The 23,153-nt window shown below is 59.8% G+C and carries 22 protein-coding genes; 14 read left to right on the forward strand and 8 right to left on the reverse strand.

Annotated features, from left to right (window positions below):
* Nucleotides 1-509: 509 nt before the first annotated feature.
* The 8 genes from PHV01_RS00855 to PHV01_RS00890 all read left to right on the forward strand — a co-directional run bounded on the left by PHV01_RS00855 (nt 510) and on the right by PHV01_RS00890 (nt 6,473).
* On the forward strand, nt 510-983 hold the full coding sequence (locus tag PHV01_RS00855; RefSeq protein ID WP_337289244.1) for a universal stress protein: 474 nt from the start codon (nt 510-512) through the stop codon (nt 981-983).
* Between the two features lie 169 nt (nt 984-1,152).
* Nucleotides 1,153-2,040 (forward strand): sulfurtransferase, encoded by an 888-nt coding sequence (locus tag PHV01_RS00860; RefSeq protein WP_337289245.1) that lies wholly within the window; start codon nt 1,153-1,155, stop codon nt 2,038-2,040.
* 102 nt (nt 2,041-2,142) lie between these two features.
* On the forward strand, nt 2,143-3,141 hold the full coding sequence (locus PHV01_RS00865) for a galactose-1-phosphate uridylyltransferase (protein WP_337289246.1): 999 nt from the start codon (nt 2,143-2,145) through the stop codon (nt 3,139-3,141).
* 9 nt (nt 3,142-3,150) lie between these two features.
* Complete coding sequence (locus PHV01_RS00870) at nt 3,151-3,756, forward strand: isochorismatase family protein (protein ID WP_337289247.1); 606 nt, start codon at nt 3,151-3,153, stop codon at nt 3,754-3,756.
* Complete coding sequence (locus PHV01_RS00875) at nt 3,753-5,090, forward strand: nicotinate phosphoribosyltransferase (protein ID WP_337289248.1); 1,338 nt, start codon at nt 3,753-3,755, stop codon at nt 5,088-5,090. The genes PHV01_RS00870 and PHV01_RS00875 overlap by 4 nt, the downstream gene beginning before the upstream one ends.
* A 241-nt stretch (nt 5,091-5,331) precedes the next feature.
* Nucleotides 5,332-5,517: a hypothetical protein gene (locus PHV01_RS00880; protein ID WP_337289249.1), complete on the forward strand. Its 186-nt coding sequence runs from the start codon at nt 5,332-5,334 to the stop codon at nt 5,515-5,517.
* A complete protein-coding gene (locus PHV01_RS00885; RefSeq protein ID WP_337289250.1) occupies nt 5,505-5,801 on the forward strand; it encodes a type II toxin-antitoxin system RelE/ParE family toxin in 297 nt (98 codons plus the stop codon). The genes PHV01_RS00880 and PHV01_RS00885 overlap by 13 nt, the downstream gene beginning before the upstream one ends.
* Before the next feature lie 114 nt (nt 5,802-5,915).
* Nucleotides 5,916-6,473 (forward strand): DUF1353 domain-containing protein, encoded by a 558-nt coding sequence (locus PHV01_RS00890; RefSeq protein WP_337289251.1) that lies wholly within the window; start codon nt 5,916-5,918, stop codon nt 6,471-6,473.
* A 79-nt stretch (nt 6,474-6,552) separates the two neighbouring features.
* Here PHV01_RS00890 and PHV01_RS00895 read toward each other — a convergent pair whose 3' ends face one another.
* The 5 genes from PHV01_RS00895 to PHV01_RS00915 all read right to left on the reverse strand — a co-directional run bounded on the left by PHV01_RS00895 (nt 6,553) and on the right by PHV01_RS00915 (nt 13,688).
* A complete protein-coding gene (locus PHV01_RS00895; RefSeq protein ID WP_337289252.1) occupies nt 6,553-6,954 on the reverse strand; it encodes a PIN domain-containing protein in 402 nt (133 codons plus the stop codon).
* A complete protein-coding gene (locus PHV01_RS00900; RefSeq protein ID WP_337289253.1) occupies nt 6,941-7,180 on the reverse strand; it encodes a type II toxin-antitoxin system VapB family antitoxin in 240 nt (79 codons plus the stop codon). Before PHV01_RS00900 ends, PHV01_RS00895 begins: the two co-directional genes overlap by 14 nt.
* Nucleotides 7,181-7,293: 113 nt before the next feature.
* Nucleotides 7,294-8,766 carry an RNB domain-containing ribonuclease gene (locus PHV01_RS00905; RefSeq protein WP_337289254.1) on the reverse strand — a complete coding sequence of 491 codons (1,473 nt, stop codon included), beginning with the start codon at nt 8,764-8,766 and terminating at the stop codon, nt 7,294-7,296.
* A gap of 69 nt (nt 8,767-8,835) precedes the next feature.
* Nucleotides 8,836-11,538 carry a formate dehydrogenase subunit alpha gene (gene fdhF, locus PHV01_RS00910; protein ID WP_337289255.1) on the reverse strand — a complete coding sequence of 901 codons (2,703 nt, stop codon included), beginning with the start codon at nt 11,536-11,538 and terminating at the stop codon, nt 8,836-8,838.
* Nucleotides 11,539-11,540: 2 nt separating this feature from the next.
* Nucleotides 11,541-13,688 carry an NAD(P)H-dependent oxidoreductase subunit E gene (locus PHV01_RS00915; RefSeq protein WP_337289256.1) on the reverse strand — a complete coding sequence of 716 codons (2,148 nt, stop codon included), beginning with the start codon at nt 13,686-13,688 and terminating at the stop codon, nt 11,541-11,543.
* 260 nt (nt 13,689-13,948) lie between these two features.
* Between PHV01_RS00915 and PHV01_RS00920 the strand changes: the two genes are divergently transcribed.
* The 4 genes from PHV01_RS00920 to PHV01_RS00935 all read left to right on the forward strand — a co-directional run bounded on the left by PHV01_RS00920 (nt 13,949) and on the right by PHV01_RS00935 (nt 17,684).
* The gene (locus tag PHV01_RS00920) at nt 13,949-14,182 is read left to right on the forward strand and encodes an Lrp/AsnC ligand binding domain-containing protein (protein WP_337289257.1); all 234 of its coding nucleotides are present in this window, start codon (nt 13,949-13,951) and stop codon (nt 14,180-14,182) included.
* A 259-nt stretch (nt 14,183-14,441) separates the two neighbouring features.
* Nucleotides 14,442-14,657: a helix-turn-helix domain-containing protein gene (locus tag PHV01_RS00925; RefSeq protein WP_337289258.1), complete on the forward strand. Its 216-nt coding sequence runs from the start codon at nt 14,442-14,444 to the stop codon at nt 14,655-14,657.
* Between the two features lie 349 nt (nt 14,658-15,006).
* Complete coding sequence (locus tag PHV01_RS00930; RefSeq protein ID WP_337289259.1) at nt 15,007-16,224, forward strand: ATP-binding protein; 1,218 nt, start codon at nt 15,007-15,009, stop codon at nt 16,222-16,224.
* A complete protein-coding gene (locus PHV01_RS00935; protein WP_337289260.1) occupies nt 16,221-17,684 on the forward strand; it encodes a sigma-54 dependent transcriptional regulator in 1,464 nt (487 codons plus the stop codon). Before PHV01_RS00930 ends, PHV01_RS00935 begins: the two co-directional genes overlap by 4 nt.
* A gap of 50 nt (nt 17,685-17,734) precedes the next feature.
* On the opposite strand, the gene PHV01_RS00940 is transcribed toward PHV01_RS00935, so the two are convergent.
* On the reverse strand, nt 17,735-18,673 hold the full coding sequence (locus PHV01_RS00940) for a LysR family transcriptional regulator (protein WP_337289261.1): 939 nt from the start codon (nt 18,671-18,673) through the stop codon (nt 17,735-17,737).
* A gap of 217 nt (nt 18,674-18,890) precedes the next feature.
* Here PHV01_RS00940 and PHV01_RS00945 point away from each other — a divergent pair, with 217 nt between their 5' ends.
* Together PHV01_RS00945 and PHV01_RS00950 are read left to right on the forward strand one after the other, a co-directional pair.
* Nucleotides 18,891-19,772 (forward strand): phosphoribosylaminoimidazolesuccinocarboxamide synthase, encoded by an 882-nt coding sequence (locus PHV01_RS00945; RefSeq protein WP_337289262.1) that lies wholly within the window; start codon nt 18,891-18,893, stop codon nt 19,770-19,772.
* A gap of 11 nt (nt 19,773-19,783) precedes the next feature.
* Nucleotides 19,784-20,053 (forward strand): PGPGW domain-containing protein, encoded by a 270-nt coding sequence (locus PHV01_RS00950; RefSeq protein ID WP_337289263.1) that lies wholly within the window; start codon nt 19,784-19,786, stop codon nt 20,051-20,053.
* Nucleotides 20,054-20,128: 75 nt separating this feature from the next.
* On the opposite strand, the gene nirD is transcribed toward PHV01_RS00950, so the two are convergent.
* Together nirD and nirB are read right to left on the reverse strand one after the other, a co-directional pair.
* Nucleotides 20,129-20,461, reverse strand: a complete 333-nt coding sequence (gene nirD, locus PHV01_RS00955; protein ID WP_337289264.1) for a nitrite reductase small subunit NirD — start codon at nt 20,459-20,461, stop codon at nt 20,129-20,131.
* Nucleotides 20,451-22,880 carry a nitrite reductase large subunit NirB gene (gene nirB, locus PHV01_RS00960; protein WP_337289301.1) on the reverse strand — a complete coding sequence of 810 codons (2,430 nt, stop codon included), beginning with the start codon at nt 22,878-22,880 and terminating at the stop codon, nt 20,451-20,453. The genes nirD and nirB overlap by 11 nt, the downstream gene beginning before the upstream one ends.
* Nucleotides 22,881-23,153: the final 273 nt, after the last annotated feature.

Below are 23,153 nucleotides of genomic sequence, written 5' to 3' on the forward strand. Positions count from 1 at the left end.
GACTCTACCAAGGGCGGCAAGTTGCGTCAAGGCCGGAGTTATGTGGGCTGTGCCGGAAAGCCTGAGGAAAAGCAAAAGCCACAAGGCGTCAGAAGTTACATCACCTCCGGGCAGAAGCCCGACACCTTATGGCTCTCTCGAGGAAGCCTCACTCGAGCGGGTTCTGGTCCGGGGCTAAGCCCTCTTGCTCTGCAAGCCCACCTACTTAAGGCTTGCTCGCGGTTTCTTCGGCCATTGCCCAACTCACTAGGGCTTCCTCACTATTAATATGGTGCGATGCTCGATTATTTTCAAGGGCCATCCCTTCGACCCCATAAGACCCATCAATTAAGCGAGGAAAGCCGTATCTCAGTAGTCCAGTGACTGTGTCTTCTTCACAAAGGCGGCGATGGAGGTTATACTTGGGAAGCTTTCTCGGATGTTAACCTGACAGGCACGCCAGGAGTCCTCAGGACGATCTTTCTAGCGGATAGTAGCATAACCTGCTTGACGGAAGGAGCCGACATACCATGATACCGAGGTATCGGAAACTGCTGGTAACAACGGATTTCTCGCTCCTCGGAAACGCCGCCATCCCCTTCGCGTATGCTGTTCTCATGGAACAGGGCGGGACTATCATCCTCTGCCATGTGACTGAAGTGCACGGGCCGCCGAACCCCCTCTACGCCCATTACTCGCCATGGAGCGCGCTCTCGGGGCAGGAGCGAGCAGAACTCCGGCAGACAATGCTCCGCTCGCTGGAATCACTTGTGCCTGCGGAGGCCCGCGCAGAGAAGATGGTGACAACGGAGGTACGGGTGGTAGAGACCCCTTTGCTGGTCCACGAGGCGATCTGCCAGGAGGCTACGGCCCTGGATGTAGACCTCATCGTGATGGCATCCCATGGCCATTCCGGGATAGCTCACCTGCTCCTGGGCTCGGTGGCAGAGCATGTGTTGCGGTCAGCCGATCGCCCTGTCCTCATTGTCCGCGGGGCGGGGTGAGGTCTCTCGCGTTGGGGAAGACGCAATACTATTTGCCGGCGTCAGGTAGACATCGCCCTTGCGTCAAGTCTTGGTGGGAATCTATAATGCTTTTGAGAGTAGGCTGTTTGGCAAACAGAGGTGGCGAACCGGATGACTCTCCCGCAGTACCTGGTATAGGAGGGAAGCGATGAAACGAATGGTGATGGCAGCGGTGGCAGTAATGATGCTGCTCGTCGCGACCCCAGGGTTGACCCTGGCTGTGGACTATGGTAACCCACAGTTTCTCGTGGACACCGACTGGTTAGCCACACACCTCAATGACCGGGATCTGCGGATTATCGATATGCGCAACAGCACAGAGGAGTACGCGGCCGGACACATTCCGGGCGCGGTTCACCTTGCGGTCAATCAGGCCCGTCTGATCTTGAAGGAGTCCGGCTTCGCCCTGCCCCCCGATTATGAAATCGAGGAGCGTATGGGGCAGCTTGGCATCACCAATGAGACGATGGTGGTTGTGTATGACGACCAGGGAGGGCTCAACGCATCGCGTCTTTTCTTTACCCTCGAATATGCCGGCCACAAAAAGGTGGCGCTTTTGAATGGAGGTATCGCGAAGTGGGCAGCCGAGAAGCGGGCCCTCTCTACTATGCTGCCACAGGTGAGTACGACGGTGTACCGGGTCCATACTGAGACCCAACGAGTCGCGCCGGCGAGTTGGATCGTGGCCAATCTGGGAAAGCCGAATCTTGCCTTGGTGGACGCCCGGTCATCCGGTGAGTTTCGTGGTGAGGATCTGCGGGCTAAGCGGGGGGGTCACATCCCAGGGGCCGTCAACATTGAGTGGACGCGAAACCTGACCGGCGGCAAGACATTCAAGCCGGCCGATGAACTCCTGGCCCTCTATAGCCAGGCAGGGGTGACGAAGGACAAAACGATCGTGAGCTACTGCCAAACCATGCATCGCGGAGCCGTCACCTACTTTACGCTCCGACTCCTCGGATATCCGGACGTTCGAGGGTACGACCGCTCATGGAGCGAGTGGGGTAACGACCCTACGTTGCCGGCGCAGCAGTGAGTGGACGGTGGAGGTCAAAGATGCGCTGTAGCCGACGGCTGGAGGCGCGGTGTGCCACCACCCGTGCAGGCTGCGTCCTTTTGCGGTGGCATAAGGAGAGATATGGGTGAGTTGCGGCGCGATCCCGTGACGAATCGTTGGGTAATTATCGACCCAGAGCGGCCAGATCGAGAGGCGGCCCTGAAAGTAGAGGCGCAGCCACCTCCAGAGCTCTCTGAACCATGTCCGTTCTGCCCAGGCAATGAGCTGATGACCCCGCCAGAAATTGCGGCATTTGGCGAGTCTTCGCGCCAGCGGAATCAGCCTGGTTGGCTGGTTCGAGTCATCCCGGACCTGCACCCTCTTTGTCGGATAGAGGGTGATTTCGATCGAAGGCCGGAGGGGCCCTTCGACGTGATGAACGCTGTGGGGGCTCATGAGATCGTCGTAGAGACTCCACAGCATCATTTAACGTGGGCAGAACTCCCGGAGCAACAGTTGGAGCGGGTCCTGCACGCCTATAGGCTGCGAAGCCTGGACCTGCGCCTGGATGAGCGATTTCGATCGCTGATCGTGGTGAAGAACCATGCAGACGCAGCGAGCATCTTCCGGCACCCCCATTCCCATGTGCTGGCTTTCCCGTTCGTTCCGTACGGGATTGAAGAGGAGTTACGCGGCTGTCGGGAATTCTATGCGAGAAAGGACCGCTGCGCCTTTTGCGACATCATGCTCCATGAGCGGGTCTCCCGCGTCAGAAGGGTGGATGAGACCGACCACTTCGTGATGCTGGCGCCTTTCGCCTCTCGCTTTCCTTTCGAGACGTGGGTGCTACCCCTCCGTCACGCCTCTGACTTCGCGAGCATCAACGATAAGGAATTGGTCGATCTCGCCGGCCTCATGAAGCGGATGATGCAGATGATCGGGAAGGTCCTCGGCAACCAATCCTGCACCATAGCCCTCCACACCGCCCCGTTTGACGAACCACATACCAATGACTATCACTGGCATCTTGAGGTGTTGCCGAAGACCGCGGCTGTGGCAGGGTTCGGATGGGGTGCGCGGCTCTTTGTCAACCCGGTTCCACCTGAGGAAGCAGCCGCCCTGTTGCGGCAGGCGATGTAGGGTGGCCCGATGTGCCCGCTGGGACCTCAGACGCTCACCCTGAGCCTGGGTGACGCCCTGGTCGTGGTGGACGTCCAGAACGATTTCCTGCCCGGCGGCAGCTTGACGGTCTCGCGGGGCGATGAAGTGGTCCCGGTGCTCAATCGCTATCTAGCCGCTTTTATGCGCAGAGGGTTGCCGATCTTCGCCACCCGAGACTGGCATCCGCCCAATCACTACTCCTTTCAGCCCTATGGCGGACCCTGGCCTCCCCACTGTGTGGCGGGGTCAGAAGGCGCGGCGTTTGCCCCCGCCCTCGCACTCCCCGCTTCCAGTATCCTCATCACCCTCAAAGGCACGCTGCCTGAGCAGAACGCTTATTCCGCATTCGACGGAACCGATCTGGACGCTCGCCTGCGCGCCCTGGGTGTGAGGCGTCTTTTCATCGGCGGCCTGGCGACCGACTATTGCGTGCTGTGCACTGTGGAGGACGGCCTGAAGGTCGGGTATGCGGTTGTCCTCTTGCAGGACGCGATCCGGGCCGTCAATGTGCGACCGGGTGACGGGGAACGGGCGGAGGCGGAGATGATTCGACGGGGGGCCATACCGATCCGGCTGGAGATGCTGGCTGCATGAATCTTCCATCGAGCCTGCTGTTGACCGACCTCTATCAACTCACCATGCTGCAAGGATATGTCGAGCAGGGGATGGAGGAGCAGGCAACCTTCGAGTTCTTTGTGCGCAAGCTGCCGCCAACGCGTAATTTTCTGCTGGCGGCCGGGCTGGAGCAGGCGCTGTGCTTCCTCGAACAGTTGCGCTTCACGCCTGAGGAACTGGAGTGGCTGAACGGCTGCGGCCTGTTTCGGCGGGCACTTGTGGACTACCTTGAAAAGCTGCGTTTCACCGGCGATGTCCACGCGATGCCCGAAGGGACGGTCTTTTTCCCTGACGAGCCGATCGTGCGGATTACCGCTCCGCTCCCGCAGGCGCAACTCGTGGAGACACGCCTGATCAACCTCCTGCATTTCCAGACGCTGATCGCGTCCAAGGCAGCGCGTTCGGTGCTCGTCGCCCCCGGAAAGCTCCTGGTCGATTTCGGACTGCGCCGTGCTCACGGGGCGGAGGCCGGGCTGCTCGCGGCGCGCGCCAGTTACCTGGCTGGGTTTTCGGGGACTTCGGCGGTTCAGGCGGCGCCGCTGTTCGGCATACCAATCTACGGAACGATGGCGCACTCCTTTGTTCAGGCCCACGAGGATGAGACGGCCGCCTTCGAACGCTTTGCGTATGCCAATGCGGACAATGTTGTTCTGCTCATCGACACCTACGACACTGAGGCGGGTGCGGCAAAGGTGGTCTCGCTCGCGCCGCGGTTGCGGGAGAAGGGCATCGCCATCCAAGGGGTGCGCCTGGACAGCGGCGATCTTGCAGACCATGCCCGCAAGGTACGGCGTATTCTGGATGAGGGCGGGTTGTCCGACGCCGTGATCTTTGCCAGCGGGAACCTGGACGAGTCCAGTGTGGAGCAGTTGGTCGCCGCGCAGGCCCCGATTGATGGCTTTGGTATCGGGACGCGCATGAATACCTCCGCCGACGCCCCCTACCTGGATTGTGCCTACAAGCTCGAGGAGTACGCTGGGCAGGCACGTTGCAAGCGTTCGGAAGGGAAGGCCACATGGCCTGGCCGCAAGCAGGTCTATCGCCGGTATGACGCCGATGGCCGCATGTCCGGTGATATCCTGACCTTGGAAGACGACCCACAGGCAGGCGAGCCATTGATCCAGCCGGTGATGCGCGCCGGTAAGCGCCTAGCCGATACTACCCCCCTCTCAACGCTTCGTAAGCGCGCGCGCAGCCAACTGGCGCACTTGCCGCAGGCGCTGCGGACGCTTGAGAAAGGGCCGGACTACCCCGTCCAGGTCTCTGTTGCGTTGTACGATCTGGCCAAGGCCGTGGACGAACACCGTGTATGATGGCGGCTACCCTCTCCATCCCTGGATGGGACATACGAATCAGGATGGACTGGGGGACAATAGACGCGGTGATCGGCTATAGGGCGCCGAGACAGGTCGGCGAAGCTGGCAGCGTCTGTCGGCCAGAATAGCCTTGACCGGTTGGGGTAAGTATGGGATATAGCGAATAAATTCGCTGTTAAGAAGTGGACCGGCGCTTCACGCTGGCCATGTTATGCCCAATTTTTAGAGGGAGTGTGCTATGTCAAATATTAAAGAGAAAATGACCGAGGTGATCCAGTCGCAGCCTGAAGACGCGACCTATGAGGAAATCATGCGAGAACTCGCTTTTGAGCGAATGATCGAACGAGGTCTGGATGATTCACGCAAGGGGCGCGTCATATCCAATGAAGACATGGAGCGTCGAATTCGTACATGGCAGAAATAAGGTGGACCGAAGAAGCACATCGCTGGCTTCGGGACATACACGATTACATTGCCGAGGATAACTCAGCTGCGGCCCAGAAGGTCGTATCTGGAATCTACGAAAAGATACAGGTGCTGCGGAGGTTTCCGAAAATTGGGTACAAGTATCGCACAGAAGCAGAAGGTGAAATCAGAATTCTGCTCTATGGGCATTACCGGATTGCCTACCTTCTGAGGTCAACCTCAGGTATTGATATATTGGGTGTGTTCCATGGTGCACTTGACATCGACAGGTATTTCCCATGACGCAGTCTAATCCGCCGATGGACCAGACCGGCTTGATCTGCGCTGATCTTTGCGACGCATCCTGCGCTGGCGGGTCATCGCCAGGTCGTCGTTACAACTCTCAAGGAGAACCCGATGAGTAACCATGGATCATTTTCCGGCAATCCAAAGACGGAATGGCTGGTTGACGAAAGCGGTGCTGATCGTAATATGCGCCTTCTTGAAGACTTCTTGTACACCGATCCCGATGGAAAGAAATGGCTCGCACCATCGGGCAGCATTATTGACGGGGCAAGTATTCCGCGTCCCTTATGGTCTACGGTGGGCAGTCCATATACCGACGATTACCGGCGTGCGTCAGTCGTTCACGATGTCGCCTGCGACAGCCCAACCATTCCACGAAAGGACGCTGACGTCATGTTTTACCACGCGTGCATAGCGGGCGGATGCTCATTTCTTCAGGCCAAGTTGCTGTATGCGGGTGTTCGCATTGGCGCATGGACAAGCAGTTCGCTTGCCCCCAATGCTCTATCAAGACATCGGCTTCTCTTTCGCGTCCCGTTCAAATCGGTGGCTGATGAACAATTTGTACAAGACAAATTTCAAGAGCTTGCTGTCGATATGAAATTACTGCGCGATGACGCGACGATTGCGGAGTTGGACGCTGTGATTGACAAGCACCTTCAGTTCTAACATCGCGGTTGGTCTTCCTGTTCGGTGCAGTGCTGCGCAGCGCGCTGAGGGCCAGGCTTTTTAAGCCTGAGAGATGGGCTTATCGAGCCCTGGGCGAGTAAGGCGACGTGTACAGTTTAAGGTCTGGAATTTGCTTGAAGTGCGTATCGAGAGTATACACCCGGTACCCATGTTCTATAGCAAGGGCACCGATGATAAGGTCTGACAGGGGAAGCGTGATGCCTTTCCGCCGGAGCGAAGCCGAAAACTCCCCGGCTCGCTTCCAGGTCGAGAAGCTGGTTTCCAAGTAGCGGAGGCCGGCGAGATTTGAGAGGATTGTATCGACATCCTCAGAGGATCGGCACCCCTGAAGTAGTTCGGCCAGCACTACGCCCACGAGCACGACCTGTTCAGTCCGGATCAGGGTCCGCAGTGCCGCCCGGGCCGACTCGTTGCCTCCTTTGAAGTACTCGATCCAGAGGGATGTATCAGCGATGACCACGCCAGCGTCCCTCGCGTTCTGCCTGGGCCTTCAGTTCCTGTTCTTCCAGCTTGCGCCAATCGAGATCCAAGTGGACCTTGCCCTCGAGGGCCAGTAATCCCTCGATCTTCTTTCTTCGAAGAAACTCAGAGATCGCCAGGTGGATGGCCTCCCTCTTCTGCTTGACCCCAGACACACGCATCAGCTCTTTGATGAGATCGTCATCTAGATTGATCGTGGTGCGCATCGCAAACATCTCCTTCTGATGCCTACAATATATGCCTCTAGGAAGTGCTGTCAAGGGAATCGGGTGGGCGACAGTCTGCGGCCCAAGTTGTCGCAGTGAGTTCGCGTCCGTTGTTACGCCCGCGCAAAATCGATGAACCCTTGCTCCACATTGGCGTCGATCAGCTCGACGCGGACCCGATCGCCGACATCAAGCCCCTCGAACCCATGGATAACCTTACCCTCTGCGGCAGGGTGAACGATGCGCACCCAGGTCCCCTTCCTGGACGCGCCGGTGACGATGGCGTCGAAGTGCTGCCCGATCTTCGATTCGAGGAGCAGCGCGGCCGCCGATTTCCGGACCCGCCGCTCGACCTTGCTCGCATGGTCTTCCTGTTCGGTACAGTGCTGCGCGAGCACGCCGAGTTCCTCAAGGCTGTAGGGGATTCGGTGTCCAGCCAGCGAGGCCTTGAGTAGTCGCTGCGTCAGCAGATCAGGGAAACGCCGGTTCGGGGCCGTGGAGTGCATGTAGGCCCGGACCGCCAGGCCGAAGTGGCCCGGCGCCGTCTTGTTGTCGGGATCCTCCACCACGTACTCGCCCCGTCCGATCAGCTTGACGACGGTCAGCGAGAGATCGGGAAACCGTACCGGGTCTATCCGGCGCCGCTTCGACAGAAACGCCTCCAGAGCAACGGCGTCCGGCTCGGGTGGGAGCCGCTCCCCCAGGTGGGCCGCCAGCTCTACGATTCGCTGCCATCGGTCCGGCGAACGCAAGATTCGGCGCAGCGACGGCAGGCCTCGCGACTCGAGGTATCGGGCCGTGACACGATTCGCCGCGATCATGAGGTCCTCGATCAGCTCCTGGGCCCGGTTCTTGCCCTCTACGCGAAGATCGGTCAGCATATCGTTCTCAAACACGGCGCGCGGCTCGATCGTCTCCAGACTGAGCGCGCCGTGCATGTGTCGCACGGTCCGAAGTGTCTGAGCCGCCTGATCCTGGATGCGCAACTGCTCGTCGAGCCCGGCCACGGTGGCTACTCGCCCTGGGGCGGACTCTCTGCCATCGAGCCAGGCGGCCACACTGTGATAGGTGAGCTTTGCGTGGTTGACGACCCAGGCGCGGTAGATATCCGAACTCCCGAGCGAGCCATCCTGGTTGACCACTACCTCGATTACGATGGCCGGCCGGTCTCCATCCTCGTTTAGCGACGTGAGATCGGTGGAGAGGGGCAGGGGGAGCATCGGAAAGATCTCGGCCGCCGTGTAAACAGACGTGGTGTTGTGCTGAGCGTGGGCATCGGTGGCGGACCCCTTGCGTACCAGCGCGTCGACGTCCGCGACCGCCACGAGGATCTTCACTGTCCCGCCGCCGAGGGACTCCGCGACCGTAAGCTGATCGAGATCGCGGGAGTCGTCATTGTCGATCGAGCACCAGAGCAGGTTTCGCAAATCCCGAACGACTGGGGTAGACTTGGCTGCCGGAGGTGTAAGGCCGCTGAGCTCCCGGACGACTGCGGGTGAAAAATCCGGGAGCAGCCCGCGCGCCAGCATCGCGCGGCGCGCTATCGCCTGGAGATTATGGCGGTGTCCTTGTCCGGTATGACTCATCTTACCGTCTGCCTCCTTCGACAGCTCACCTGCCGGCGCTTCGAGGTTGAAGCACGAGAGCCAGTCGCGTCACTTGTTGAGTTTTTCGATGGCGACGGCGCAGACTTTGTACTCCGGGATCTTGGCGGCAGGATCGTAGACCGAGTTAGTCAGGATATTGGCTCCCGACTCGGCAAGCTTCACAAAGGGGATGAAGACCTCGCCTGCTCGCACGGCCTCGGTGATCTGGGCGTAGGCGGTCAGCTCGCCGCGACGGGAGGTGAGTCGAACGAGCGTTCCCTGATCGAGGCCAAGTCGCCGGGCATCGTCCGGGTTGATGGCGACCTCGAGTCGTGGCGCTAGTTCGAGGAGCCCCTGGACCCGCCGGGTAAGCGTCCCGCCGTGCCAGTGGTAGAGGGTGCGACCGGTGTTCAAGAGGAACGGGTAATCGCGGTCTGGTAGTTCGGCAGCCTCAGCCGTTTGCACCGCGGGGACAAATTTCGCCTTTCCGATGGGGAACGACTCATCATACAGGAAGCGGGTGCCAGGATGGTCCGATGTTGAGCAGGGCCACTGAATTCCCCCTTCCCGGTCCAGTCGGTCGTGTGAGATCCCACCAAGAAACGGGACCAGCCTCGCCATCTCGTCGAAGACCTCAGCCGGGTTGGAGTACCCGAATCCCGAATCTGGTACACCGAGTCTCCGAGCTACACGTTGCGCTAACTCGCCGGTAATCCACCAGTCCGGCCTGGCCTCTCCCGGTGGATCGAGCGCCTTTCTTACTCGCTGGACCCGCCGCTCTGAGTTAGTGAATGTTCCCTCCTTCTCGGCAAAGGTTGCCGTGGGGAGGAAGACATGGGCCAGCTCTGCCGTCTCGTGCAGGAACAGCTCCTGGACCACAAGGCAGTCGAGGTTGGAGAGCGCCTTCTTCGCGTGATGAAGATCGGGTTCTGTGAGGAGGGGGTTTTCGCCGACCATGTACATCGCCCGGATCGATCCATCCAGGCATCCGTCCACCATTTCAGTGAGGGCCATTCCTGTGCTGTTGGGAAGTCGAACGCCCCAGACCGAGTGGAACTTTTCCAACGTCTCAGGAGTATAGGTCTGGTAACCAGGGAGGTGAGTAGGGAGGCAGCCGGCATCACAGCACCCCTGTACATTATTCTGGCCTCGAAGCGGCGAGATGCCTGAACCGGGGAACCCCATCTGTCCGGCGACAAGGGAGAAGTTCAGGAGGGCATGGGCGTTGGCGGTGCCGTTGGTGTGCTGGGTTACCCCCATCCCCCAGAGTAGGCACGAGCCTGAGAAGGCGGGCTTGGCATACCAGCGGGCAGCCTGAACGATCTGCTCCTGTGGGACGCCGGTTACCTGTTCGGCGAACTGCAGTGTGTACGGTTCCAGTGACTCGCGCCATGCCTCGAACCCTTCGGTTCGGTTCCGCACGAACTCAAGGTTGGCTAATCCTTCACCCGCGATCACCTTCGCCATTGCGTTAAAAAGCGTCACGTCGGTGCCGGGTCGCTGCCGCAGCCAGAGGTCTGCCTGATCGCACAGCTCGATTCGCTTCGGGTTCACGACGATGAGCCTGGCGCCACGGCTGACGGCCTGCCGAAGGCGGACGGCGATCACCGGATGGTTCGACGACGGATCCGATCCAACGACCATGAGACAGCCGGCCTCCTCGTAATCGTCGTAGGAGTTAGATGTGGCCCCAGAGCCCAGTGAGCGCAGCATTGCCACCACCGAGGGCGAATGGCAGAGGCGCGCGCAGTGGTCGATGTCGTTGGTGCCCATCACCGCCCGGACGAATTTCTGGACGATATAACTCTCTTCATTGGTAGCCTTCGCCGAGGCCAGCGCGCCGAAGCGACCCCGGTTTCGAGCGATCCCTTCAGCCGCAGCATCCAGCGCCTTGTCCCACGAGACCTCCTGCCAGCGTCCACCATTCCGAATCATTGGGCGCGTAATCCGGTCGGTGGCATGAACGAATCCCGTTCCGAACCGGCCCTTCACGCACAGCATGCCGAGACTCGATCGATTCGTGGGTACGTCGTCGGCCATGACGGCGAGGCGCCCATCGGCGCGAACACGAAGGGTAATGCCGCAGCCGACGCCGCAGTAGGGACAGGTCGTCTCGACTTCCCGTGCGACGACTGCGGGCCATTCCTTCGGACGGAAGGCCCCCGTTGGGCAGGTGGCAACGCACTGCCCGCATGAGGTGCAGACGGAGGAGGCGAGGAAGCCGTCGCCGAAGACCCCGACCTTGGTTTGGCTGCTGCGCCCCAACAGGGCGATGGCGCCGATCTGCTGTACGTCATCGCAGGCGACAGTACAGCGGCCACAGAGAATGCAGGCATCCCGATCCAGGACGAAGAACGATTTGGTGTCGTCTACGGGCGTGTGTCGCGATGGCGTAGGCATATGGTGGCGCTGGAAGAACCCAAGTCTGGAGCAGGCATCGGAGAGATGACCGAACCCCGGTCGATCGAACGAAGGGATCGCCATACCACACGTGAGGTCAAGCACCCCCCTCCGGATCCGCGTGAGAACGGGATCGTTGGTTGAGACCACCATCCCCTCGCGGGCGGGGAGATGGCAGGACGCCGGGAAGCCGCGAACTCCTTCGACCTTGACCAGGCAAGTTCGGCAGGCGCCGAGGGGAGGCCGATCCGGATCCTTGCACAACTGCGAGAGCGGGATGCCGAGTCGGTTCACGGCGTCGAGGACTGTCGCGCCGGGCTGGACGGTTACGCTGGTTCCGTCGATAGTGAGGCTGATGACCGCATCGCCCATCTTTATCCCTTTCCGGAGATTTTAGGTGGGTTGGAGGCTATGTCTTCTGGAAACTGTTGGAGCGCCGAGAGGAGCGAAAGCGGCGCTGATTGACCGAGACCGCACAGCGACGCCAGCCGTATCACCTCAGCCAGTTCCTCAAGCTCCCGCCTGCGACCCGAGTTGGGAGGCTGCTGGAGAAGCGAGAGCAGGCGGCCTGTTCCCTCCCGGCATGGCGTACATTTGCCACATGACTCCTGCGCATTGAAGGCGAGGAGCGTCCGGGTGACGTCGCCGATTGAGACGCTCTCATCGAGCGCGACCACACCTCCGCTTCCCGGCGAGAGGTTGCTGCCTGGAATCGGCGGCTCATCGAACCGACTGGAGTGTACGACGACGCCGGAGGGCCCGCCGACGAGCGCAGCCTTGAGGACTTGTCCATCCTCAGTTCCACCGCCGATCTTCTCAATCAGGTGACGGAGAGTAACACCCATCGGCACCTCCACGATCCCCGGTCGGGCGAGGTGGCCGGAGAGACCGAACAGCTTAGTTCCCTTCCCTCCGCCGAGGGCCGCAAACCACGCGGCGCCTCTGCCCACGATAAGCGACACAGCCGTGAGCGTCTCCACATTATTGATCACCGTTGGCTGTCCCCATAGCCCTGCCTCTACCGGGAATGGAGGCTTGGGGCGAGGCATGGCGCGTTTCCCTTCGATCGCTTCCATGAGGGCCGTCTCTTCTCCGAGGATAAAGCCGCCCGATCCGCGTCGAAGCTCAAGATGAAAGGAGAAATCGCTGTCCAGGATTCGCTCGCCGAGTAGACCGACGGCTTCAGCCGATCGAAGCGCGTGCTCCATTCGGCGCGCCGACAGCTCCGCCTCGCCGTTGATGAAGAGAATACCGCGGCTGGCATCAGAGGCGAAGGCCGCCAGGAGAATCCCTTCCATGAGCCGATGGGGGTCTCCCTCCATTAGATGGCGGTCCTTGAAGATACCGGGCTCACCCTCCTCACCGTTGATTACGAGATACTTGGGGGACCCTGTCGCGTTGCGGCAGGCCTCCCATTTGTGCGCGGCTCCAAAGTACGCCCCGCCCCGCCCGGCAAGGCCGGACGCCTTGACCTCGTTAATGACCGCCAGTGGATCATTCTGCTCCAGGACGCGAGCGAATGTCGCGTAGCTTCCCTGACGCAGGGCGTCGGCCAGGTCGTTGACATCCACCATATCGCAGCGCTCAAGGACAGCGCGGTGCTGGCCGCCGAGGAAGGGCTCCTGGTCAAGGCCAGAGATCCCGCGCCAGGATGATTCCTGCCAGGCCACCGCCTCAATTCCAGTGGGACAGCGGTCAGCCTTCAGCGCGGAGACCAACGAGGGGATATGCTCCAACGTGACCCTCTTGAGGCTGATTCGTGGCCAGCCAGGTCGGTACAGTTCTACGACGGGAGCGGCATAGCACATGCCATTGCAGCCCCCCTCCACGACGGTCGCGGACAACCCTTGGCGCTTAATCTCCGCTGTGAGCTGATCCATCAGGCGGTCGGCCCCGACCGACGCGCTACAACTTCCCACGCCGACGACGAGTCGGAGTTCTGATGGAAGATGAGCAAGCGATTGTTCGACGAGCCGCCCGAGAGCAGCTACAGGAGTATCGCCGATGGGCTTCAACAGAGAAGGGACGGAGGCAAGAGATTTCCGAGGAGATGGAGAATCAAAGATGCTGTCAAGTTGGTCGACGGTGAGCCGTCCATAGCAACGACGATCCACCTCGACCAGGGGGGCCATGGAACACCTGAAGAGGCAGTCGACCTCCTCGAGGGTGACGCTGCGATCCTGCGACGTTTCGCCGGCCCTAAGCCTAAGGCGGTCCTGCAGGGCGTGGAGCAGTGTAAGACCCCCCTGGATGCGACAGCTTACGCCTGTGCATACCCGAACCAGGCGAGATCCCGGCTTGGCAAGGCGAAACTCCGGGTAGTGGCCGGCAACGCCGTACACCTCGCTCTGGGGAACCCGAAGGTGCAGGGCCACCGCCGCGAGACTCTCCGGACTTAGCCAGCCCTCGGCCTCTTGCGCCGCTTGCAATGCCGGCAGGAGCCAGGTTCGCTCCCGTGGGAACTGCGCAATCAGGACGCCAACAGTATGTAGCTCCGGCGAGGCCACTAATACTTCCCTCACAGACTCAGCGTAATGTATCGGGTGACGAGCTTGCAGTACTCGGACAGTCGCATGAAGACCGCCTCCATGTCAAGAGTGATGACGATGTATTGTATCGGGTGCAGTGAGGGGGGAGATGAAGTGTGTTGGAAGATATTTATTTGTTGCAGTGTGGCTCTGAAGGTGCTAGATAAACTGTAAAGGTGTAGGGTTGCGTAGCTCTGTACGTCCTGTTCGGGTGAGGGTGTGACGCCTATCGTCCTAGGCTAAGGAGGGTGAGAGTGGCGGTATCTGCGTTCGTCTTCCTTGAGTGTACGGCCGGCCGGTCCAAAGACGTGGCCAAGCAGGTGTCCAGTATTCCCGGCGTGAGACTTTCTCATGCCGTGACCGGGCCACACGATGTCATCGCCTTTGTGGAGGGGCCCGATATCAATGCGTTGGGGATCACGATCATCTCAAAGATTCAGGCGGTGTCCGGGGTACTCCGCACCACTACGAATGTGGTTGTGGAATAGCGCTTTTCCTTAGTCGCCCTCGATTTTCTTTCCCCTGGCCGCTCTACACAGGTGACGGGCGGCCTATGCTAAAAGGCTAAATGATGGCATCGGTGGCTGGACTGTCAGAAAATACTTGACAAGGCTAGTCTTCGCCATCTAAAGTTACGCGCTGTGATTGCAAAGACAGATCGGGGTAGATCATCTCAATAACAACTGCTAATGACGGCACCGGTGGGTAATGGAGCCCACGGATTCAGTCGATGAAGGGGGGCGACGCATGCAGAAGCAGGAGAGACGGCCAACGATCATGACGCTGGAGGAGGTGGCTCGCTTCCTCCGACTCAACAAATCAACGATCTACCGGATGGCGCGGGAAGGGACGCTCCCGGCCTGGAAGCTAGGGAACGTCTGGCGGTTTAAGAAAGAGGCGATCGAGGATTGGATCGTCAACAGCCAGCGAGCCCACGAGCAAAAGTCTCACCGCAAATCTTAGGTTACCGCGCAGGGCGGTAACGGCCTGCACTTTCCCATTGACATCGCAGTCAGGCAGACTCGGAGGGGTCCCTGCTGCTTTCAATCCATCGGCGGGGCCGTAGCTTGGCGCCAAGCCCCTCGTCCCCCATCACCACGATCGCCTTGCCTATTCAATGAGTTATGCCTACGACGTCACCAAACAGTGCGCGGATGTGCTGAGCCTTCAGTTCGTACAGACCGGTTGAGATGCTGATATCGATGCCGATTCTCTGGTGTCCGTGACGAAGTCTTGGTAAGGTCAAGAGGTAGTGCCGGTTTGCCGCCACGCAAGAAATCAGCAAGCATGGCTTTACAAGAGAGATTGCGGTATGGCAGGGAGAGCTGAAAAGGGAGAGAAACCCAGTGCGTCGGAACTGAAAGGGCTTAGGCGACGTTGTGAGGAACTCAGCGCCTCCATTGAATCGATGCGGGCCTATTACGAAGATCTGCTGGGTAGCCTGCAAGACGGCATTATTATCGTCGAGCCGGATGGGCATATCCGCTCAATCAATCAGGCGGCGGAGGAACTGACCGGACTATCGGCCCAGACGCTTCACGGCAGACCCTTCGAGCAGATATTGCCGAATGATCGCTCGCTGCCGGAGTTGGTTCGAAAGACCATGGAGAGCGGCCGGCCCCATGCTGATTTCGATGCCAGACTGACGAGGCAGGATGGCTCGCAGGTGGTCATCAGCGCCGTTGCCTCCCTCATCAGTGATGGCATGGGGCAGGCGCGGGGCACGGTCCTAGCGCTCCGTGACCAGACAGGGATCAGAGAACTTGAGGAGCGTCTGCAGCGATCGGACCGCCTAGCAGCTCTCGGGACGGTAGCCGCGGGGGTAGCTCACGAGATCCGGAATCCGTTGGCCGGCCTCAGAGGAGCGGCGCAGTTACTCGAGGGCGATCGTGACTTTCCTCCCGCGCTGAGAGAATACACCTCGGTCATCGTGAAAGAGGTGGATCGGCTCGGCGCGATCGTCGAACAGCTCCTGTCGTTTGCCACGCCTCGAGGTCCGGTCCTTCGCTCATGCAACCTGCACGAGATCCTCGACAGCCTCCTCTTTTTGGAGCGGGCGCCGCTAGGCGCTGCCGATATCACTGTTCAGCGTCAGTACGACCCGCAGCTTCCTGAAATCCTCGCTGATCCCTCCGAAATCCGACAGCTCTTTCTGAACCTGATCCGTAATGGGATAGAGGCGATGCCGGATGGAGGGGAACTCATCGTTCGAACTCGGTATGAGCGGTCTGCCAAGCGCTGCGGGGGCCGATCGGTGGCCGTAGCCGAGATTGTGGATCAGGGAAGCGGCTTCGATCCTGAGATCGAGCGCCACCTGTTCACCCCTTTCTTTACCACAAAAGAGAGAGGGACCGGGTTAGGGCTAGCCATCTGCCTCCGGATTGTAGAGGACCATGGCGGGGCCATGGAGGCGACAAGCTCACCAGGCCGGGGCAGCCGGTTTCGAGTGTTGCTTCCCCTGGCGAAGCAATCCGAGACCGTTTCATCGCATGATGAATCTCATCGAACTATGCAAGGTGCCAGGCCATGATCGGAACACGACAGATCCTCGTCGTTGATGATGAAGAAAGCATCCGTTGGACCCTGCGCAAGGCGCTGGAACGCGAAGGGTATCGGGTCGCGTTGGCTGCCGATGGGGTAGAAGCGCTCAGGCGGGCAGCGGACCCGGATGTCGACCTTGTCCTCATGGACATCAAGATGCCGGGCGCAGATGGGCTGGAGACCCTCAGTCGGATCAAGGAGGCCCGTCCCGAGCTTCCCGTCATTATTATGACCGCCTTTGCCACACTCCAGGCTGCGGTCCAGGCGATGAAGCGCGGGGCCTACGATTACATTACGAAGCCGTTTGACTTCGATGAACTCACGATTCTGGTTCAGCGGGTTTTCGAGATCCGTGAGCTCACCGAGCGGGTGGCGCAGATGGAGGCCTCCGGTGGCCGGCCCTTTGACTTTGGAGGCGTGGTTGGCCTCTGCCCTGCTATGCAACAGATCTTCAAGCTGGTTGGAAAAATGGCCGCCAGCGACCTGACAGTCCTCATCAGGGGGGAAAGTGGCACCGGCAAAGAACTCCTGGCTAAAGCGATCCATTATAACAGCCGACGCTCTGCGCGTCCGTTTGTAGCCGTCAACTGCGCAGCCATCCCTCGTGAGCTTCTGGAGAGCGAGCTGTTCGGCCATGAGCGGGGCGCTTTTACGGGAGCCAGCGCCCTTCGACATGGCAAGTTCGAGCTGGCTGAGGGCGGATCAATCTTCCTCGATGAGATCGGGGATATGGCCATCGGCCTTCAGGCCAAAATCCTGCGCGTGCTGCAAGAGCGGCAGTTTGAGCGAGTAGGGGGCGAGCGGTCGCTCTCTGCTGATGTGAGGGTCATTGCTGCCACCAACCAGAATCTGGAGGTTGCCGTCGAGCAGAAGAGCTTCCGAGAAGACCTGTACTACCGCCTGAATGTGGTGGCCATCAACCTCCCACCCCTCCGAGAGCGAACCGAGGACATCCCGCTGCTTGTGAACCACTTCCTCCACCTGTTTGCAGAAGAGCAGAGGCAGGAGCCAAAGACCGTACCGTCCGAGACGCTTGAGTTGATGCTCGCGTATCGCTGGCCCGGAAATATCCGTGAGCTGGAGAATGCGGTCAAGCGGGCCTGCGTACTTGCCCCGACCTCTCTCATCCTGCCGGAGCATTTACCTGCCGCTCTCCTGGGCGCAGAGGAGCTCGGCGCTGCCGGTGGCAGATCGTCCTTTGAGCGGATGCTGTCTCAGGGGATTACGGGCGAACTGTCCCGCCTGAAACAGGAACGGGACGGACAGATCTATTCGCACTTCCTGTCCACGCTCGAGCGACCCCTCCTGTTGCGCGTCCTGGAGAGAACCGGCGGCAACCAGCTTCGGGCGGCTGAACTGCTTGGGATTAATCGCAATACGCTTCGCAAAAAACTCCGTGAGCTTGGAATCGCGCCTGTCCGCGGTGACGAAGAACAGACGGAAGGATGAGTGCCGAAGCGAGGTGGTGATCGCCTTTCTTGACAAGCGGCCGTTGCGGCTCAGTCGCGCGGGTGGCCTTTGACGCGCTGGGGTTGACCTGTAAATGCCAAGACCGCCTCGGCCGAGGTAAGGAGGAAGGCTTTGAAGGCGATTGCCGCTCGACTGAGATGCTTATCTTCTCGGTGTACCACAAACCACTGCCGCCGCAGGGGAAGCCCCTGAACATCCAGTACGACCAGGCGCTTGAGTGTCAATTCCATGCGAAGAACATGGCGGGAGAGCATGGCAATCCCGAGCCCGGCGGCCACAGCCTCCTTCACGGCGCTATTATCCCCCAGTTCTAATCCAACCCGTAGCTGTACCCCTTGCTGGCGGAAGAATTCATCGGCATTGAGACGGGTCCCGGAGCCTACCTCGCGCGCGATAAAGACCTCCAGGGCCAGGCGATCTACCGGAATCCGCTTGGCCGTAGCGAGCGGATGAGATGGGGCGGCGACGACCACAATCTCGTCGGCGAGAAACGGCTCTGCCACATGCGGAACTTCCTCGGGAGGACGCCCCATGACGACGAGGTCAACCTCATTGTGCAGGAGGCGGTCTCGCGCAAGCGCGCGGTTGGTGACCTCCAGGTTGATACTGATGCCGGGGTATCGCTTCTGAAACGCCCCGAGCAATGAAGGCAGGACATAGGCGCCGGCAGTACTCACGGCGGCGACGGCAATCCGTCCGCGCTTCAGGCCGTCGAGCTCTTCCATTGCAAGTCTGGCTTCATCGATCAGTACGCAGATCCTTTCGGCGTAGGCCATAAGCTCCTTACCCGCCTCGGTCAAGACAATGGTCCGACCAACCCGTTCGAAGAAGGTCGTATCGAGGGCCCGTTCCAACTCCCGGACCTGCGCCGAGACGGCAGGCTGGGTCAGGAGGAGCTCCTCGGCCGCGCGAGAGTAGCTCTGGTGTCTGGCGACCGCCAGAAAGACGCGAAGCTGATGAAAGGTCATAATGATAATCCGTCTCTCTATTTGTGCCTGCAATTATAAACAATTGTCTATAGATATTTCAAAAATTTCTTATTTGACTTTATACTGATACCGTTGCACACTGGGCAGCACCGGAGCGAATGCCGTAGCGCTGCGATGATTCCGCACCAGAATCTGAAGGTGCAGCGCATGATTGTATGTATAATTACGGGGCGTAGTAGAAACAACCTCGATTGACATGACCGAACCGGTAGTACATTACACGGAATTTCCGGACTTGGCCCTCTATGCGAGGGGGAAGGTCCGGGATATCTATGACTTCGGTGATCGCCTTCTGTTGGTGGCGACAGACCGGATTTCCGCGTTCGATGTCGTCTTGCCGACGGCTATTCCAGGGAAGGGAAGTGTCCTCACCGCTCTGTCGGCGTTCTGGTTCCAGATGACAGCGGATCTGGTGCCAAATCACCTCATTACCACGAAGGTGGAAGCGTACCCGAAGGCCTGCCAACCCTATCGAGAAAAGCTTGAGGGGCGGAGTATGCTGGTCAGGAAGACGAAACCCCTCCCCATTGAGTGTATTGTTCGGGGTTACCTCTCCGGATCGGGCTGGGCGGAGTATAAGAAGACCGGAGCAGTCTGCGGCATCCCGCTGCCGGCCGGCCTCCTGGAGTCATGCCGCCTCGACCCGCCGCTCTTTACCCCTTCAACGAAGGCGGAGCAGGGGGCGCATGATGCTAACATTACTTTTGACGAGGCAGCGGCTCAGCTTGGCCTGGAGCTGGCCGAACGGGTGCGGGACTTGAGCCTGGCTCTGTATGAACGGGCACGGGCATATGCGTTAGAGCGGGGAATCATCATCGCCGACACAAAGTTCGAATTTGGACTGCTTGACGACAGCCTCCTCCTTATCGACGAGGTTCTCACCCCGGATTCCTCTCGCTTCTGGCCGTGCGATACCTACGCACCGGATCGATCCCAACCGAGCTTCGACAAGCAGTTTGTGCGGGACTACTTGAAATCGATCGCCTGGGAGATGAAGGCGCCGGCCCCCGAACTGCCTTGTGAGATTGTGGAGCGGACCAGCGAGAAATACCGGGAAGCCCTTAGACGCCTAACCTGAGCAAATCTCTCATGTATAGCTTCGTCATCAGCACACTGAAACAGGCGAAGCGCGTCATCGTCATCGTCGTTGGCTTCACTGTCCTATTGATCGGCATCACCCTCATTGTGTTGCCCGGCCCTGCCACCCTGGTCATCCCCCTCGGCCTGGCAATCCTAGCTACGGAGTTTGTCTGGGCCAGAAGGTTGCTGGTTCGGTTTCAGCATGGGACGAGACGGCTGAAGGATGCCATCTCCAGAAAAGTACCGGGTGGTCGTCAAGAGAATTCACGACCTCGGTAACCGCCCCCTCTCATCAGGAGACAACTTCATCCGGCTTGATGCACGCACGCGATCTACGTTACACCTTCCTTTGTCTCATGCGAGTGTAAGGATGATCTCGCCCCCTTCCGAGCGAACCGGATAGGTCTGGATGGCGCAGCAGTCCTCCTGAAGGGATGCACCCGTCTTCAGATCGAACTTCCGGGCGTGAAGCGGGCAGATGACCTTTCCGGCCCCGATGATTCCGTCAGCCAGCGGGCCTCCTCGGTGCGGGCATGCGTGTTGCGTGGCGAAGAGCTGCCCATCGCGTTGGCGGAAGACGGCGATGGCGCGGCCGTCTACCACGTAGGTACGGCCTTGGCCGAGCGGGATCGCTTCGATCGGACCAAGCGACACAACGATCTCCAGTGCGGCGTATTTAATCCCCATTGTTCACCTCCAGACGTACGGGTTCACTGAACTGGGCCGGATGCACGGGTTCATCCGCCTCGGTCCAGGGATCTTTGTAGGCCTCGACCGCCCGTTCGATCTCGGCATCCAACCGGGCTCCGATCCCTTCCACATCCTTGACGAGAAGCTCGCGCAGCCGCTCAATTCCGATCCGTTCCACGAGCCCATACGCTCGCTCCAGGTACTTTCCGTGCTCCCGATAATACTGGATGAAGCGACCCATGTATTTCAGAACCTCTTCGTGAGTCGTGACCGTGCACAGGAGGTCTGCGGCCCGCACCCGAATTCCGGCGCCGCCGCCCACATACACCTGCCAGCCGCCCTCGATGGCGACGACCCCAAGGTCTTTGACTGTGGCTTCGGCGCAGTTTCGCGGACAGCCGCTGGCGGCGAGCTTCATCTTGTGCGGGGTCTCGATGCCCTTAAATCGCTGCTCGATCTTAATCCCCAGCGTAATGGAATCGCCTAGCCCGAATCGGCAAAAGTCGGACCCCACACAGGTCTTGCACGAGCGAACCGCCTTGGCGTAAGCGTGGCCGCTGGGCATTCCCAGATCCTTCCAGATATCCGGGAGCTGTTCCTTCCTTGCGCCCGCCAGGGCGATCCGCTGGCCGCCGGTCAGCTTGACCGCGGCGACCTTGTATTTTTCCGCCACGTCGGCGATGCGCCGGAGTTGCGCCGGCGAGGTGACACCACCGTCGATTCGTGGAACGACCGAGAAGGTCCCATCCTTCTGAATATTGGCGTGTACCCGGTCATTGATGAACCGGGCGTCACGTTCGTCCTCGTACTCCCCATCCCAGATGGTTTTGAGGAGCGACGCCAGGGCCGTTTTGTGGCCCGGTTCCTCTTGTCCACCGTTGAGCTCGCGAAAAACCGCGCTGACGCTCTTTAACTCTTTGGCCTTGATGGCGGCTACCAGTTCCGGCTTGGTCATCGGAAGGCTTGGCACATACCAGTGCTCGGCAGGGTCCTCTGCCACTTCGCCGGCATAGACCTCGAGGAGCTGCTCGATGAGCTTTTTGCAACCCCCGCAACTGGTGCCGGCCCTCGTGTGGACCCCGACCTGCGAGACCGATCGGCACTTGCCGAACTCGATCGCCTCCTTGATCTGACCCTTGGAGACCCCATGACAGTGACAGATCTGGGCATGATCCGGGAGATCAAACACCGAGAGGATCGGGGCACCGGTGGAGGTGCCGAAAAGCAGGTCGGCCCGCCGCTCCGGCAGCTCTGCGCCCAGCAGGAACATCTGAGTGAGTACCCCGGCCGTGTCCGTCTCTCCGAGCAGGATGGTGCCGACAAGCTGATTATTGCGTATGACCATTTTCTTATAGACGCCTCGCGATGGCTCGATGTAGCTGACGACCTCGTCTTGGGGATCAGTGGGGATCGTGTCGCCTATGGAGACAAGCTGCACGCCCATCACCTTCAGTTTGCTGACAGGCTTGGAGCCTTGATACCCGCCATTGGAGGAACTGCCGGTCAGATGCTCCGCCGCCACCCTGGCCTGGTCGTACAGGGGTGCCACGAGGCCGTAGAGCTTCCCGCGGTGCTGCGCGCACTCACCGACGGCATAGATGTCCGGATCGGAGGTCTGCATCCGGTCATTTACGAGGATCCCTCGATTCACCGGGAGCCCGGACTCCCCAGCGAGTTCGGCGTTGGGTCGGATGCCGCAACTTACTACGACCATATCGGTGTCGAGCGCCGTACCGTCCTGAAACGTGAGGCCCGTGATCCGCTCGGCCCCGAGCACACGCGTCGTAGTCTTTTCGAGGAGCACCTGCACACCCATCTGCTCCATCGTCTCTCGCAGGAGCGCGCCACCCTCGGTGTCCAATTGCTGCGTCATCAACCATGGCATCATTTCGATGACCGTGACCTGGAGTCCGAAGGAGAGTAGACCTCGTGCAGCTTCCAGACCCAGCAGACCGCCGCCGATGACGGCAGCCCTCCGGCATCCCCTCGCGTATGCCTCAATCGCCTGACAGTCATCGAGGGTCCGGAAGACGAAGACGCCCGTCTTTTCCGCCCCGTCCATGGGAGGCACGAAAGGTCTGCTGCCGGTGGCGATGATCAGTGTATCGTACGACTCCTCTACGCCACCGCTCCCACTCACCACCTTGTTGTCACGATCGATAGCTGTGGCGGTCACCCCGGCATGCAGCGTGATGTTGTGATCGCGGTACCAGTCGAGGGAGTTCAGGAAAATTCCCTTGGCGTCCTTCGCGCCGGTCAGGACATCCGAGAGGAGGGTGCGGTCGTAGTTGCCGTACGGCTCCGCGCCGAACATTACGACCTGAAACCGTTCACGATCCCGAGACAGGATCTCTTGAACAACCTTGGCCCCGGCCATGCCGTTGCCAATGACGACCAGCTTTTTTGGTCTATCCATCATCTCCCTCCGCTGCCCAAAAAGAAAGGCGCCACATGACACGTTCCCGTGGCGCCTTTGCCAGTTTTTCCGTCAGCTTCTTCGCTGGCTGTAAGATCATGTCTATCTTCTTATTAGAGGTAAGACTGCAAGAGGGGGACCAACTGTGCCCATCTGTCGAGGAGTTGGGAGCGCAAAGCCATTGAGGAGTGAGAATTGCTGGAATAACACAGAGTTAGGAAGACGAGTTGAGCGATTCTGCTGGTACAGGTGCATAGGAACGAAGGAATGGTT

This window comes from Candidatus Methylomirabilis sp., from assembly GCF_028716865.1.
Classification (GTDB): domain Bacteria; phylum Methylomirabilota; class Methylomirabilia; order Methylomirabilales; family Methylomirabilaceae; genus Methylomirabilis.

Excerpts from the sequence above, each read along its gene's own strand:
- PHV01_RS00900 (WP_337289253.1), bottom strand. The coding sequence starts at position 7,180 with ATGCGCACCACGATCAATCTAGATGACGATCTCATCAAAGAGCTGATG.
- PHV01_RS00925 (WP_337289258.1), top strand. The coding sequence starts at position 14,442 with ATGCAGAAGCAGGAGAGACGGCCAACGATCATGACGCTGGAGGAGGTG.
- PHV01_RS00870 (WP_337289247.1), top strand. The coding sequence starts at position 3,151 with ATGTGCCCGCTGGGACCTCAGACGCTCACCCTGAGCCTGGGTGACGCC.
- PHV01_RS00860 (WP_337289245.1), top strand. The coding sequence starts at position 1,153 with ATGAAACGAATGGTGATGGCAGCGGTGGCAGTAATGATGCTGCTCGTC.
- PHV01_RS00875 (WP_337289248.1), top strand. The coding sequence starts at position 3,753 with ATGAATCTTCCATCGAGCCTGCTGTTGACCGACCTCTATCAACTCACC.
- PHV01_RS00865 (WP_337289246.1), top strand. The coding sequence starts at position 2,143 with ATGGGTGAGTTGCGGCGCGATCCCGTGACGAATCGTTGGGTAATTATC.
- nirB (WP_337289301.1), bottom strand. The coding sequence starts at position 22,880 with ATGGATAGACCAAAAAAGCTGGTCGTCATTGGCAACGGCATGGCCGGG.
- PHV01_RS00935 (WP_337289260.1), top strand. The coding sequence starts at position 16,221 with ATGATCGGAACACGACAGATCCTCGTCGTTGATGATGAAGAAAGCATC.
- PHV01_RS00945 (WP_337289262.1), top strand. The coding sequence starts at position 18,891 with ATGACCGAACCGGTAGTACATTACACGGAATTTCCGGACTTGGCCCTC.
- PHV01_RS00930 (WP_337289259.1), top strand. The coding sequence starts at position 15,007 with ATGGCAGGGAGAGCTGAAAAGGGAGAGAAACCCAGTGCGTCGGAACTG.
- PHV01_RS00950 (WP_337289263.1), top strand. The coding sequence starts at position 19,784 with ATGTATAGCTTCGTCATCAGCACACTGAAACAGGCGAAGCGCGTCATC.
- PHV01_RS00885 (WP_337289250.1), top strand. The coding sequence starts at position 5,505 with ATGGCAGAAATAAGGTGGACCGAAGAAGCACATCGCTGGCTTCGGGAC.
- PHV01_RS00855 (WP_337289244.1), top strand. The coding sequence starts at position 510 with ATGATACCGAGGTATCGGAAACTGCTGGTAACAACGGATTTCTCGCTC.
- nirD (WP_337289264.1), bottom strand. The coding sequence starts at position 20,461 with ATGGGGATTAAATACGCCGCACTGGAGATCGTTGTGTCGCTTGGTCCG.
- fdhF (WP_337289255.1), bottom strand. The coding sequence starts at position 11,538 with ATGGGCGATGCGGTCATCAGCCTCACTATCGACGGAACCAGCGTAACC.
- PHV01_RS00940 (WP_337289261.1), bottom strand. The coding sequence starts at position 18,673 with ATGACCTTTCATCAGCTTCGCGTCTTTCTGGCGGTCGCCAGACACCAG.
- PHV01_RS00890 (WP_337289251.1), top strand. The coding sequence starts at position 5,916 with ATGAGTAACCATGGATCATTTTCCGGCAATCCAAAGACGGAATGGCTG.
- PHV01_RS00880 (WP_337289249.1), top strand. The coding sequence starts at position 5,332 with ATGTCAAATATTAAAGAGAAAATGACCGAGGTGATCCAGTCGCAGCCT.
- PHV01_RS00905 (WP_337289254.1), bottom strand. The coding sequence starts at position 8,766 with ATGAGTCATACCGGACAAGGACACCGCCATAATCTCCAGGCGATAGCG.